General features: G+C 70.2%; 8 protein-coding genes. 5 read left to right on the top strand and 3 right to left on the bottom strand.

Annotation, left to right across the window (positions count from 1 at the left end; translation table 11 throughout):
- Positions 1-2 precede the first annotated feature (2 nt).
- The 3 genes from ACWZHB_RS22500 to ACWZHB_RS22510 form a co-directional block, all read right to left on the bottom strand.
- Positions 3-383 carry a YchJ family protein gene (locus tag ACWZHB_RS22500; RefSeq protein ID WP_427903813.1) on the bottom strand — a complete coding sequence of 127 codons (381 nt, stop codon included), beginning with the start codon at positions 381-383 and terminating at the stop codon, positions 3-5.
- A 113-nt stretch (positions 384-496) separates the two neighbouring features.
- Entirely contained in the window at positions 497-871 is a 375-nt protein-coding gene (locus ACWZHB_RS22505; protein ID WP_427903814.1) for a hypothetical protein, read from the bottom strand.
- 73 nt (positions 872-944) lie between these two features.
- Entirely contained in the window at positions 945-3,416 is a 2,472-nt protein-coding gene (locus tag ACWZHB_RS22510) for an AAA family ATPase (RefSeq protein ID WP_427903815.1), read from the bottom strand.
- Between the two features lie 392 nt (positions 3,417-3,808).
- Here ACWZHB_RS22510 and ACWZHB_RS22515 point away from each other — a divergent pair, with 392 nt between their 5' ends.
- From ACWZHB_RS22515 to ACWZHB_RS22535, 5 genes are all read left to right on the top strand, one after another.
- Positions 3,809-6,808, top strand: a complete 3,000-nt coding sequence (locus tag ACWZHB_RS22515; RefSeq protein ID WP_427903816.1) for an SWIM zinc finger family protein — start codon at positions 3,809-3,811, stop codon at positions 6,806-6,808.
- Positions 6,805-7,905, top strand: a complete 1,101-nt coding sequence (locus tag ACWZHB_RS22520; RefSeq protein WP_427903817.1) for an ATP-binding protein — start codon at positions 6,805-6,807, stop codon at positions 7,903-7,905. Before ACWZHB_RS22515 ends, ACWZHB_RS22520 begins: the two co-directional genes overlap by 4 nt.
- A gap of 48 nt (positions 7,906-7,953) precedes the next feature.
- Positions 7,954-10,329, top strand: coding sequence for a DUF5682 family protein (locus ACWZHB_RS22525; protein ID WP_427903818.1), 2,376 nt, complete (start codon positions 7,954-7,956; stop codon positions 10,327-10,329).
- Between the two features lie 199 nt (positions 10,330-10,528).
- Positions 10,529-11,692, top strand: a complete 1,164-nt coding sequence (locus ACWZHB_RS22530) for a VWA domain-containing protein (protein ID WP_427903819.1) — start codon at positions 10,529-10,531, stop codon at positions 11,690-11,692.
- A 210-nt stretch (positions 11,693-11,902) separates the two neighbouring features.
- Entirely contained in the window at positions 11,903-14,119 is a 2,217-nt protein-coding gene (locus ACWZHB_RS22535) for an ADP-ribosylglycohydrolase family protein (protein ID WP_427903820.1), read from the top strand.
- Positions 14,120-14,150 lie beyond the last annotated feature (31 nt).

Here is a 14,150-nt window from a genome sequence, read left to right on the forward strand (position 1 = left end):
GATCAGGCCTGGAACGTCCCGTCGAGGTAAACCCAGGCCCCGTCGACCCGCACGAAGGTACTCAGCTCGTGCATCGCGTCGCGCACACCGTCGACCTTGTAGTGGGCGATGAACTCCACAGTCCCGTTGTCGTCGAACGGCCCCCCACGCTGCGTTCCCACGATCTCGAGAAACAGCCACCGCTGACCCCGATCGAGCTCGAGCTCGGCAGGACGAGTGCTGGGATGCCAGGACCGCAGCAGATAGTCCACATCGCCGACGACATAGGCGGTATAGCGCGAGCGCATAAGCGTTTCCGCGGTCGGCGCGGCCTTCTCGCCGGCCAGAAAGGGCCCGCAGCAGGCATCGAACGGCTCACCGCGACGACACGGACACGCTGTCACTACTCGTTCGCCTCTCCGGGAATTCGGCGGGCCGCCCGGGAGCCCGACTTTCGGCTCCCGGCTTTACGTCGAGTGCGCAGCGGCCGGGAGGGCCTAAACTACCAGTCGGCCGATCATCCGAACGGCTGGTGTGCGAGGGGGGCGAGGTCCAACACCCGAGCCAGCTCCGCGGTCTGATCCCGCCAGCGCCGTAGGTCGGTGACGCTGGGCGCCATCTCGTAGTCGAGGTGATGCGCGGCCCGCGACAACGCGGCCCACAGCGCCCCGACCTGACCCGCGGTTTCCGGCCCGGCGTACACCCGAAGAGCGAGCAGCTGCGCCCGCATCGGACATCGCATCAACTCCGGCGCCACCTGCGCCCACAATTGATCTACCGCCTGCTCGAGCGCCAACCGCAGGATCCACGCCACCGCCCGTGACCACACCCCGCCCGCGTCCGACACCGACCCGTCCAGCAAATTCTCGGCCGCTTCGAGCCGCTCCGCCACCGAGGGTCGCGTGAACTTCGCGCGAGGCCTGCCGCGGCGATTCACGACGCCGCTACTTCCCCAGCGATGCCACTCACGCGCGCACCACGGCAGGCTCGTGCGCGCGCAGCCAGGTGATGAATCGCTCGGTGTCGCTGATCAATTCCCGCATCGGACGGTCGATCGGAACGTGCGCGCCCGCGGTGGCGTCACGGAGGACGCCGACGAGCCAGCGTCCGCCGACCGCGCTCAAGTGCTTGTTCAGATCGTCCACCCGCGCACCGACACCCATGATCGCGAGCGTGATCATGGCCCTGGTGGTGTGCGCGTTGCGAACGCGCCGTTCCACTTCACTGTGTTCGAGCCCGGCGGCCAGTAGTTCGTGCCGCGCCTTCGCCAGACCCGCCGCCTCGATCGCCGAACGGCAACAGGTGGCAACGAGTTCGTCGGCGATGGCGGCTGGGAGTTGCGGTGTGCGCAGCAGCGATCGCGCGTCGTCGAGATACCGGCGAACCGGATCGCCGGTCACCCGCACCTCGACGATCGAACGCTCGCGACGCTGCACCTCGAGCACCGTCGCATCGAGCTGCATCCGGCGCACCGCCTCGGCAAGTCGCTCGTCGTGGGTGAACACCACCACCTGCCGCGACGCCGCCACCTCGGCGAGCACCCTCGCCAGCCCGTCGACCTTCGCCGGATCCATCGCCTGGACCGGGTCGTCGATCATCACGAACCGGAACGGACTGTGCGCCACCGTGGCTCGCGGCAGGAACAGCGACAGCCCGAGCGCGTGCAGCTCCCCCTGGCTCATCACCCCGAGCGCCGCACCGTCGACCTCGTCGACGGTCACATCGAGCAGCACCCGCCGCGCCGTCCCCGCACTGCCCTGCAGGCGGATCGCGCCCAGCTCCACATTGCTCTGCTGCCGCAGCGTGCTCCACACCCACCGCGCCGTGGTCTCCAACGGCCGCATCCGCTCCTCGCGAATCGTCGCCGTCGCCGCTTTGAGCCAGTCGGCTGCCTTCTTCACCACCCGCAGTTCGCTCGCGTGGTCGGCGACGGCACGAGCGGGGTCGAGCCAGGCGCGAATGCGCGGGACCAGCGGCGACCACACCGTATCCAGCCGGTCCAGCTCGATCCGCGTATCCCGTTGCAGTGCCTCGAGTTCCGCGGCGAGATCGGCGTGGACCGTCCGTAGCCGATCCGGTATCCGATCGTCGTGGTCGGCGGTGGCCAGCGCGGCCCACTCAGACCAGAGCTGCCCGACGATTTCGCGCTGCTTGCGCAACGAGTCCGGGGTTTCGTGCGAACCAGCGCCGCCGACACCGCGCGCGGTCGCCGAGCCGAGCTCCGCCGGCACCGCGCAGGGGAGGCCACGAGCCGCCACCAGTGCCGCATCGAATTCCGCCGTGGCCGCTTGGAGCGCCGCCAGTTCCGCAGTGCGGTAAGCGATTTCGGAATCAGCGGCGGTGCGCCATTCGGTGTCGAGATCGTCGCGTCCGCAGACCGGGCACGGACACGAACCCGAGGCAGCCACGTGGTCGCGTGCCCGCGTGAGCAATTCGAGCACACGCAGGTCGGCTGCGGTGTCGGCGGTCGCGTGCCGCGCCACATTCCGGGACGCTTCGGCGAGCCGATCCGCCGTGGCCGCGACCTGCTCGGTGCCGGGCACGGCCAGCCGCAGGATCGCGCGCAGACCCTCCGGCCCATCGATCCCGAGGACCGAGTCGGCCACCGCACCTGCCACCGCGTCGATGTCGGGGTCCGGGGTGCGCAGCAGATCGGCAACGCCGCGGGCGCGCTCGTCATCGGCTTCGGCGAGTTCGACCAGCAGGTCGGCGCGCGATTGGCGCGAATCCTTCACGGCGCGTTCGAGTTCGAGCTTGCGCAGTCTGATCTGTTCGGCCGCGGCCGCCAACTCGTCGAGACCGAGCAGGCGATGCAGCGCGTCGAACAGATCGCTCGGCTTCCCGTCGACGAGCGCGCCGAGTTCGCTGTAGGACAGGAACGGCCGGTACAGATCGAGCCGTTGCCTGCGGCCACCCGGGTCGACCGATGCCGCCGGTTCGGATCCACGCCGCTCGGTCCACTGCGCGTCGGCCAGTTCCGCGCTCGCGTCCCAGCGGGTGGCGACCGAGAGCGCGGGCTCGTCACCCGCGGTGAGCAGTTCGATATCGATCCGGGCGGTATCGGGTTCGTGCAGGTTGCGCCACCCCTCCCGCCATGCGGTCGAGCGGCCGTCCCAGCGCCGGTTCCCACCGGTCAACGCGAATTCCGCGGCCTCGGCGAAACTCGACTTCCCGCTGCCGTTGCGCCCGACCACCAGCGTCAGACCTGGCCCCGGATTCAGCCGCAGCGTCGCCGCGGGTCCGATCCCTCGAAACCCCTGCACGGTGATCGACCGCAGAAAGACCCCGGTATCACCGGAATCCGTTGCGGCCGAGTCACCGTCGACAGCGCTCAGCGCGGCGAGCACGCATTCGGCGACCCGTTCCTCCACTGCCGGGTCGGCGGCGAGCTCGCGCGCGACCACCTCGGCGATCCGATCCGAGCACACTCGAGACATCCCCCTTCGCGCCCGCGCGCAACGCGACGATTCTGGTGGAAACGCTACCCGATCGCCGGACGTTCGCCCAGGGGATGCGCAGGGCCCCAGCGAATCTGCCCGCGGGAGTGGAATGGCCATCGTGATGCCACGGCGGGCCCTCGATGTCCACCCCTCGCCCACCCCGGCGGGCAGCTCGATGAGGTGTTCACACCCGCGTTACGCTGCGTCGAGCAGCGCGGGCGGTCCGGGCGGTGCCGAACAGATCAGAATGCCAGACATCACCGTTCACAGCAAGAGCTGGAACACGAATTTCCCACAGCACCAGCATTTTCCAGGCATTTGTCCGCCACGTCCGTCAGTTGTCGGTGGGTTGCGGTAGATATTTCGGCGAACAGAGAACGGGGGAACCGATGACCGAGCACCGCACGCCGTGGACCGAGGACCAGGTCCGCGCACTCGCGCCCGACGCGAGCTCGCTGGCTGCCGCACGCAAGCTGGCAGGTCGCTGGCGCGACACCGGCACGGCGGGCAACGCGGTCTGGGGGCTGTGCCAGGGCAGTGGCGCGAAGCCGTATCAAGCGATCGTCGACCTGGACGGGCCCGCGTACAAGTGCTCGTGCCCGAGCCGCAAGTTCCCCTGTAAGCACACGCTGTCACTGCTGCTCACGTGGTCGAGCGGCCAGACGCCGGTCCGGGACGCCCCCGCCGATTTCGCGGCCGAATGGCTGGCGGGACGCGCCGCGAAGGCCGCCGCGCCGCCGAAGGCCAAGGCGGCGAGCACCCCGTCGCAGGCCACCGTCGAGCAGCGACGAACCCGCGTCGCGGCCGGGCTCACCGAACTCGAGGTCTGGCTGACCGACCAGATCCGGACCGGCCTCGCCCAGACCGACCGGTCGTTCGCCGCCTACGAGGCGATCGCGGCACGGATGGTCGACGCGCAGGCGCCCCGTGTCGCCGAGGCCCTGCGCCGGTTGCCCACGGCGGTCGTCACCAACGAGCACTGGCCCGAACTGCTGTTGCGCGAGTACGCCCGCCTGCACCTGCTGGTCCTCGCCCATCGCCGGCTCGATGCACTCCCCGAGTCGCTGCAAGCGGGTATTCGAACTCATGTCGGCTATCCGACGGCGGCCGAGTCGGTCCTGACCCAGCCCGCCGTGCGTGATCGCTGGCTGGTGCTCGGCATGCGGGTGAGCGAGGAGGAGCGCCTGCACACCCGGCGAACCTGGTTGCGCGGTCGTAGCAGCGGACGATGGGCCCTGCTCATCGAACATTCCTTCGCCACACCGAATTTTACCGGTGAGGTGCCCGCGCCCGGTAGCGAGGTGGACGCGGAACTGCACTACTACCCCGGCGCGGCATCGCTGCGCGTGCAGTGGGGTACCCGCCACGGCGCCCCCGAGCCGTTCACCACCATCCCCGCTGTCGGCGGCACCACGATCGACGACGCGTTGGACGCCTACGCCGCCGCCCTGAGCAATGACCCGTGGTTGCGGGCCTGGCCCGCGCTGCTCACCGATGTCGTGCCGATGCTCGACGAGAACGGGTGGCAGCTCGTCGCGGCCGATGGCACCGCGCTACCGCTGCCCGCGGGCGTGCGCCCGTGGCGGCTGATCTCCGTCGCTGGTGGTCACCCGGTGACCGTGTGCGGCGAGTGGCGAGCCGACGGCTTCGACCCGATCACGGTCTTCTCCGCGGGCGAGGTGAGCGACCTGGAAACCGACTTCCCCACCGAGACCACCCCCACTCCAGCACTGGCCGAACTGGTTTCGGTGGCGCTGCTCGGTACCGCCCGCCGCAGCGCCGACGGCGTCCAGCTCGATGCCGCGGTCGCCACCGCCGTCCCGCAACACGCGGGCGAACCGGCCACCCGGTTGCTCCACACCGCCGCACTCCAAGACCTGTACCTGCGCGGCGGGCAACTCCCCCGCACCGCGTCGATACCCGAACCCGCCGCGGACGATCCACGCCCGCTGCTGCCGCGTCCCGCCGCCGACCGCCTGAGCCGCCTGCTCGCGGACAAGTCGCCGTTCCTGCCCGAATGGTTCGCCGCGGCAACACCCTTCGACTTCCGGCTGCCCGATGTGCTGTGCGTCCAGGCGTTGTCCGCGGCCTCCGACACCGCACTGCGAGCACCGCTGCTCCGCCTGGCGGGTCGCCGTGGACGATGGCTGGCCGCCCGCAACCCCGCCTGGGCGAAACTCGTCGACGAATTCCCCAGCGACGCAGCCACATCGCACACGGAAGCGCCCGGCATCGCTCGGCCACTCGCCCACACAACGGACGCCGATACCGCGAGTGCCGACCTCGGGGCGGGTCGTGAGCCGAGCACCGATACCGGCTCTGGGTCGAGCGACGACGCGGGCGCAGGTGTCGCGCACGATGTGTGGCTGTTCGGAACGCCGGGAGAGCGCAAGGACTGGTTCGCGCGTACCCGCCGGGCGGATCCGGCCGCGGCCCGCGCCGTGTTGACCGCGGCGTGGCCGAAGGAGTCAGGGCCGGTCAAGGCGGAGTTGCTGGCGTTGCTGGCCGATGGGCTGAGTTCGGCGGACGAAGCGCTGCTCGAGCGGGCACTCGACGATCGACGCGGCGATGTCAGGCGGACGGCGACCACGCTGCTGAACACTCTCCCGGACGCCGCGTTCGGGCAGCGGATGGCGACGCTGGTGGCGTCCTGGATGCGGGTGGCCGACGACGGCACTGTCGAGGTGACGGTCCCGGCGGAGCTGGACGCGCAGGCCCGCCGCGACGGCATCACCGATGCGACCGATCAAGCGAAATTGCGCTGGGACACCCCGGATTCGACGATCACGACCCTGCACCAGGCGATCGGTGCGACGCCGCTCTCGGCATGGGCTCCGATCGTGCGCGCCACCGAGGAAACGGTCGCGTCCACCGCGCTGACGCTGTCCCTGCCACCCCGCTATGCCAAGGCGATCGTGGACGGCTGGGTCGATGCCACGCTCGCCCAGCGCGACACCGGGTGGGCCCGTGCGCTGTTCGCCCACGCGACCCCCACCGAGCAGGCCGTGCTGCGGCGTCGCGAACTGTTCACCCTGCTCGATGCCGCCGACCGGATCGAGCACGTCCTCGACCTCGACGCGCATCAACTCAACGAACTGCACGCGATCCTGCCCGGCCTCGATCACCCGTGGCCGGACCGAGTGGCCACCCATGTGCTGCGCCTGCTCGGCGAGCGCGCCCGCACCACCGCGCGTCAGCCGCACGCCAGTGCCGGCGTGTACACCGACAGGGCGCTGCTCACCGCGGCGAGCGTCCACCTGCCTGTCGAACTGGCCGCGCGCATCACCGCGCTCGCCGACAGCACCGAAGACCCCGCCTGGCAACAGGCTTTCCACCGACTCGCCCACGATCTCACCGACCGCGCCACCATGCTCGAGGAGCTGCGATGACCACCACCGAACCGTCTACCACTCTGCTTCGCCCACACGCCGAACAGGCCTTCGCCGACGAATTGGCCGCCCTCGGCCGCGTCGACGATCGGGTGCGCCCGCCGTCCTGGAAGCTGTCGCCGTGGGCGGTGGTCACCTACATCCTGGGTGGCACCCTCGACGACGGCACCGTGATCACACCCAAATACGTCGGCCCGCGCAGACTGATGGAGGTCGCGGTCGCGACCCTCGCCACCGACCGGGCACTGCTCCTGCTCGGCGTCCCTGGTACCGCGAAAACGTGGGTATCCGAACATCTTTCGGCCGCGATCAGTGGCGAGTCGACGCTGCTGGTACAGGGCACCTCCGGCACCGCGGAAGAAGCGATCCGCTACGGCTGGAACTACGCCAGGCTGCTCGCCGAAGGCCCGAGTGACGAGGCCCTGGTCGCGTCGCCGGTGATGACCGCCATGCGCACCGGCGCCATCGCCCGGATCGAGGAGCTCACCCGCATCCCCTCCGATGTGCAGGACGCGCTCATCACCATCCTGTCGGAGAAGACCCTGCCCGTCCCCGAACTCGGCGGAGAAGTGCAGGCGGCCAAGGGTTTCAATGTCATCGCCACCGCCAACGATCGCGACCGCGGCGTGAACGATCTTTCCTCGGCCCTGCGCCGCCGCTTCAACACCGTGGTGTTGCCGCTGCCCGCCGACGAGGATTCCGAGGTCGCCATCGTGAGCCGTCGCGTCGAACAGCTCGGCGCCGCACTGGAATTGCCGACGGTTCCCGCCGCCGCCGAGGAAGTCCGCCGCGTGGTGCGGGTCTTCCGCGAACTGCGCTCCGGCATCACCGCCGACGGTCGCACCAAACTCAAATCCCCCTCGGGCACCCTGTCCACCGCGGAGGCGATCTCGGTGATCACCAACGGCCTTGCCCTGTCCGCCCACTTCGGCGACGGCGTCCTGCGCGCCTCCGACATCGCGGGCGCCGTCCTCGGCTCGGTGATCAAAGACCCCGTCGCCGATACCGTCGTCTGGACCGAATACCTCGAGGCCGTGGTCCGCGAACGCCCCGACTGGGCCGACTTCTACCGAGCCTGCCGCGAAATCGCCGGCTGACATCCACCGCCGGGGAGGACGGAACACACAGCGCACATGGTGTTTTCGATGAGTCAACGCAAGAACGCGGCCCACTCGGCCGCCGGTGCGACCACACCGGACGATGCCGACGTCCACAGGCGCCCTGGGTCGGAGGCTGTCGTGGGCGGGGCCGCCCACGACAAGTCGGTCGATGCGGTCGCGGTGACGCGGGTATTCGGCATCCGGCACCACGGACCCGGATCGGCGCGATCCCTACGGCACGCGCTCGAGGAGTTCCGGCCTGACGCCATTCTCATCGAGGGCCCTGCCGATGCCGATCCGCTCGTCGGGTTCGTCGCCGCCGACACGATGGCCCCACCGGTCGCACTGCTGGCCTATGTCCCGGATTCGCCTGCCCGCGCCGCATTCTGGCCGTTCGCGGTGTTCTCGCCGGAATGGCAGGCCATGCGCTACGGGGTCGACCACGCCGTCCCGGTTCGCTTCTGCGACCTTCCGGCCACGAACGTCCTCGCCGCCGAGGACAACGCCCGTGGTGGCGGCTCCGATCCCCTCGCCGCCCTCGCCGCGGCCGCGGGCTACGACGACGCCGAGCGCTGGTGGGACGCCGTCGTCGAATCCGTCCCCGACAGTGCGGCTTTCGATGCTATCGCCGAGGCGATGGCCGCGCTCCGAGAGGACGCCCCACACTCCGCGACCGGGACCGCGCCACCCGCGGCGGAACACTATGACCCGTCGATCGCGCCCCTCATCGTCGACCGGCACACCCTGGTCCGTGAAGCGCATATGCGGCAGGTGATGCGGCAGGTACTCAAGGGTGGCGCGAGGCGGTTGGCGGTGGTGTGTGGGGCTTGGCATGCACCCGCGCTGGTCGAGCCGCTCGGTCCTGCGGCTCCGGATATGCGCCTACTCAAGGGGTTACCGAAGACGAAGGCGGCGTTGACCTGGGTGCCGTGGACGCATTCGCGGCTGGCGGCCGACTCGGGCTACGGGGCGGGTGTCACCTCGCCCGGCTGGTATCACCATCTGTTCACCGAGACCGAGCGGCCGGTCGCGCGGTGGCTGACCAAGGTCGCCGGGGTGCTGCGCGCGCACGATCTGCCGGTGTCGAGTGCGCACATCATCGAGGCCGTGCGGCTGGCGGACACCCTCGCGGCGTTGCGCGGCAGGCCCTTGCCCGGATTGTCCGAGGTCACCGAAGCCGTGCGGTCGGTCATGTGTGGTGGCGACGAAACCATGCTGCGCCTTGTCGTCGACGAGCTCGTGGTCGGCGAAACGCTCGGCGGCGTCCCGGAGGACACCCCGACGGTCCCCCTTGCCGCCGATCTGCGTGCGCGCAGCAAGACCTTGCGGCTCAAGCAGGAAGCGCTCGCCCGAAACGTCGACCTCGACCTGCGCAAGGAACGCGACGTCGAACGCTCGCACCTGCTGCATCGCCTGCGCCTGCTCGGGATCGCCTGGGGCACTCCGACAACCGGCGAGGTCCGCAGCACCGGTACCTTCCGGGAGACGTGGACCCTGCGCTGGGAACCCGAATTCGAAGTCCGCATCGTCGAAGCCGCGATCTGGGGCACCACCCTGCGCACCGCCGCGGAGACCAAGATCCTCGACACCGCGAGCCGCGACGACGTCACCGTCACCGCGCTCGCCGACGCACTGGAAATGGCCCTGCTCGCCGATCTGGGCGGCGCCACCGAGGGTCTGATCATCAGGCTGGAGGCGGCGGCCGCGCTCGACCACGACGTCACCCACCTGCTCGGCGCCCTGCCCGGTCTGACCCGCACCCTGCGCTACGGCGATGTCCGCGGCACCGACACCAAGGCCCTCGCCCACGTCGCCGACGGCCTGCTGGTGCGGATCTGCGCGGGCCTGCCGGGCGCCGTCACCGGCCTCGACGCCGATGCCGCCCAAGCCCTGCGCACCCAGATCGATGCCGCGCACACCGCCATCAGCACCCGCGACGACGAGCACGCCACCACCGAATGGCTGGCGACCCTGCAGCGCATCGCCGACCGCGACGATGTGCACGGCGCGATCGGCGGGCGCGCGGTGCGCCTGCTCTGTGACGCCGAACGGATCGACGACGCCGGCTCCGCCCGCCGCCTCGCCGCCGCGCTGTCCATCGGCAACACCCCCGCCGCCAAGGCCGCCTGGATCGACGGCTTCCTCGGCGGTCGCGGCCTGCTCCTTGTTCACGACCGAGAGCTGTTGCGCCGCATCGACGAATGGCTCCGCGACCTCAACGAAGACCAGTTCGTCGCCACCCTCCCGCTGCTGCGCCGCACCTTCGGCTCCTTCGAATCCGGCGAACGCCGAGCCATCAGCCAGGCACTGCGCGACACCGGTTCAGCCCCGACCGCCGCCCACACCCCCACCGCGATCGATCCGATCCGCGGGCAATTGGCACTGCGCGCGGCGACCGCGATCCTCGGGGCCGCAGGATGACCCGCCCGCACAGGCAGCTGACGCCGAACCAGCGGCCGGGCCGTGCGCGACATCAGATCCGCGGCTCGCGCTCCTTGCCCGCAGTCCCACACGAGAATCGCGCACCGCGAATCGCCCGCGGCGCGGTCGCCACGGCGGCCGTGCGCGGCACCCTCGCGATACCGCAGCCAGATCGCACGCTCGACCACCAGGAGCACCGATGACCGAACCCGACGAAACCCAGTCGCGCCGTTGGCGTCTCGTGCTCGGCACCGCGGCCGAGGAGCAACTCGGCGGCTTGAGCTCGGGTGCCGATCAGGCGATGGACCAGGCACTGTCGGCCCTCTACAACACCGGCGAAGCCGGGGGTTCGACGAAAAGGTCAGGGGGACTCGGCGGTTCGGCGCCCCGAGTAGCGCGCTGGCTCGGGGATATCCGCACCTATTTTCCCGCGACCGTGGTCGAGGTGATGCAGCGCGACGCCGTCGACCGGCTCAACCTCACCCAGCTGCTGCTCGAACCCGAACTCCTGGAGTCGGTCGAGCCCGACGTACATCTGGTGGGCACGCTGCTCGGTCTCAACCGGGTGATGCCAGAAACCACCAAGGCCACCGCGCGCATGGTGGTCGAGAAGGTGGTGCGCGAGATCGAGCAGCGCATCGCCGCCAAGACCGTGGCCGCCGTCTCCGGCGCGATCAATCGGGCCGCCCGCACCCATCGCCCGAAACTGCGCGACATCGATTTCAACCGGACCATCCGCAAGAATCTGGCCAACTACCTGCCCGAACACCGCACTGTCGTGCCCGAACGGCTCGTCGGTTACGGCCGCAAATCGCAGTCGATCCAGCGCGACGTTGTCCTGGCCATCGACCAATCCGGCTCGATGGCGGCCAGCGTCGTCTACGCCTCGGTCTTCGGTGCCGTCCTCGCGTCGATGCGGTCGTTGAAGACCTCACTGGTCGTGTTCGACACCGAGATCGTCGACCTCACCGATCAGCTCGCCGACCCGGTCGACGTCCTGTTCGGTACCCAGCTCGGCGGCGGCACCGACATCAACCGCGCCATCGCCTACGCGCAAACCCTGATCACCCGCCCCACCGACAGCCTGTTCGTGCTCATCTCCGACCTATACGAAGGCGGCGTGCGCAACGAGATGCTGCGCCGCTGCAACGCGATGAAGGAAGCGGGCGTCCAGGTGGTCGTGCTGCTCGCCCTCTCCGACGAGGGCGCACCCGCCTACGACCACGACAATGCCGCAGCACTGGCCGCCCTCGGCATCCCCGCCTTCGCCTGCACCCCCGACAAATTCCCGGACCTACTCGCTACCGCTCTCGACCGTGGCGACATCACCCGCTGGGCCGACACCAACGCCCCGGCGGTCTGATTCGCCGTGCCGCCCGCGACGAGAAGCGCCTCGCTTGCCTTGCCTGACGGGTGCGCAGAGCGCGGCAGCCAGGCAGTTCGGTCTCGCTCGGGCCCGGTGCAGCAGCTGAACTCGAAGGCAGGCACATAGACCGGCACGAGGGACTCGGAGCGCATCGCGCCCGGGCCAACTAGGCTGCGAACGATCGGGTTCGTTGGACGGGGTGAGGCGATGTTGCGGCGCGGGGCGGTGTTCGCCGGTTTCGTCATCGAGCGTGAGCTGGGGCGGGGCGGGATGGGCGCGGTGTACGCGGCCAGGGATCGCAGGCTGCCGCGGCTCACCGCGTTGAAGTTGATGCACCGTGATCTGTTCGCCGACTTCGAGATCCGGGCCAGATTCGAACGCGAAGCCGACCTCGTGGCCCAGCTCGATCACCCGAACATCATCACCGTCTACGACCGCGGCATCGACGAGGAACGACTGTGGATCGCCATGCAGTTCGTCGACGGTACGGATGCGTCGGCGGTTCCGGTGCAGCAGTTCGGGATCGAGCGGATCGCCCAGATCGTCACTCAGACCGCGAGCGCCCTCGACTACGCCCACCGCCAGGGTGTCCTGCACCGCGACGTGAAGCCCGCCAACATCCTGCTGTCGCGCACCGCGGGCGTCGGCGCCGGCTTCGACGAACGAGTCGTACTCACCGACTTCGGCATCGCGAAGCTCCTCGACGACACCGGTGGCCTCACCCGCACCGGCCAGTTCACCGCCACCATCGCCTACGCCTCCCCCGAACAACTCAGCAGCGCCCCCCTCGACGGGCGCGGCGACCAGTACTCCCTGGCCTGCACGGTATTCCGCCTCCTCACCGGCACCGGCCCCTTCGACGCCCCCAACCCCGCCACCGTCATGCTCGGCCACCTCAACACCCCACCCCCGTCGGCAAGTACCCGCCGCGCCACGCTCCCCACCGCGGTCGACACGGTTCTGTCCAAGGCCATGGCCAAAGATCCGGCCCACCGCTTCCCCAGCTGCACCGCCTTCGCCACCGCCCTCACCGAAGCCCTCCGCCGCCGCCCCGCCGCCGGGGCAACCTCGGCGCTGCGGCCGGGCACCGGCCCCGTGCCACACGGATCTCCGAACGCCGCCGGGCGACACGACCCGACCGCTGTCCGCCACACCGCGACCGAGCCGGAGCGTCTCGTCTCCGTCCACGGCCGCGGCATCGACGTCCGGTCGGCCCAGGGATCGACCGCACACAGCACGCACACATCGAGCCCCGAGCGGACCAGGGACGCCGTCGCGACGGCCGCCCCGCTCTGGCTGAACGCCGTGCACGGCTGCCTACTCGGCGGCGCGATCGGCGATGCGCTCGGCGCTCCCGTGGAAACCCGTTCACTGCAACAGATTCGCGCCGAGTACGGCGCGGCTGGCGTCATCGACATCGACCCGCTGCGCATCTCCGAAGAGACCCAGCTGACCGCGTTCACCGTCGAAGCGCTGATCCGGGGCTCGGTGCGGGCCAGGGCGAAGGGCATCGGCGGAGCGACGATGGGTCTGCTCCAGCAGGGCCTGCTCGTGTGGTTGCGCGGACAGGTCTCGGAGCTGCCCGATCAACCGTTCGCGCTGCACAGCTCCCTCAGCGGGTGCCCCGAGCTCACCGAGCAACGCGGCGTGGCCAACTCGGTCTACACCGCGCTGCGCCGGGCGGCCGAGCGGCGCGCACCGACCAGCCCACTCGGCACCCGCGACCAGCCGATCAACAACTCCAAGGGCAGCGGCGCCGTAATGCGTGCCGCCCCGTGCGGATTCGGTTACGCCGCAGACCGTTCCGGTGCCGCCACCGACGCCATCTTCGAATTGGGTTGCGATGCTGCCGCACTCACCCATGGCCATCCCAGCGGCTGGCTCCCGGCGGGCACCCTGTCCGCGCTGATCTATCAGCTCGCCCGCGGTGCCGACACCGCCACCGCGCTCTCGCGCGCACGAACAGAACTGACGAGCTACGCCGACCACGAGGAAACGTCGGCCGCGCTCAACGCGGCGAACCGGCTCGCGGCCCGGATCGAACGCGAAAGGCGTTACCCCACACCGGAAGACGTCGAGACCCTCGGCCAGGGCTGGATCGGTCCCGAAGCCCTCGCGATCGCCGTCTTCGCCGTCCTCGCGGCCGAGGGTCTCGGCGGCGCACCCCACGACATCGTCCGCACCGGACTCCTACTGTCGATCAACCACTCCGGCGACAGCGACGCCACCGGCTCCCTCGCGGGCAGTCTCCTCGGCGCCCGCTACGGCCGCAGCGCCCTACCCCGCCGCTGGTTCGAGACCATCGACGCGCGCCGCGTCCTCGAACGCCTGGCCGCCGACTACTCCACCGAATTCGGCCTCACCCCACCGGCCGACAACACAGGCCAGCCGACCGGCGACTGGTACAACCGCTACCCGGCGTGATCGCCGTCCACCCGGCACAAGTCGGCCCCCG

It is taken from the genome of Nocardia sp. FBN12, from assembly GCF_054031145.1.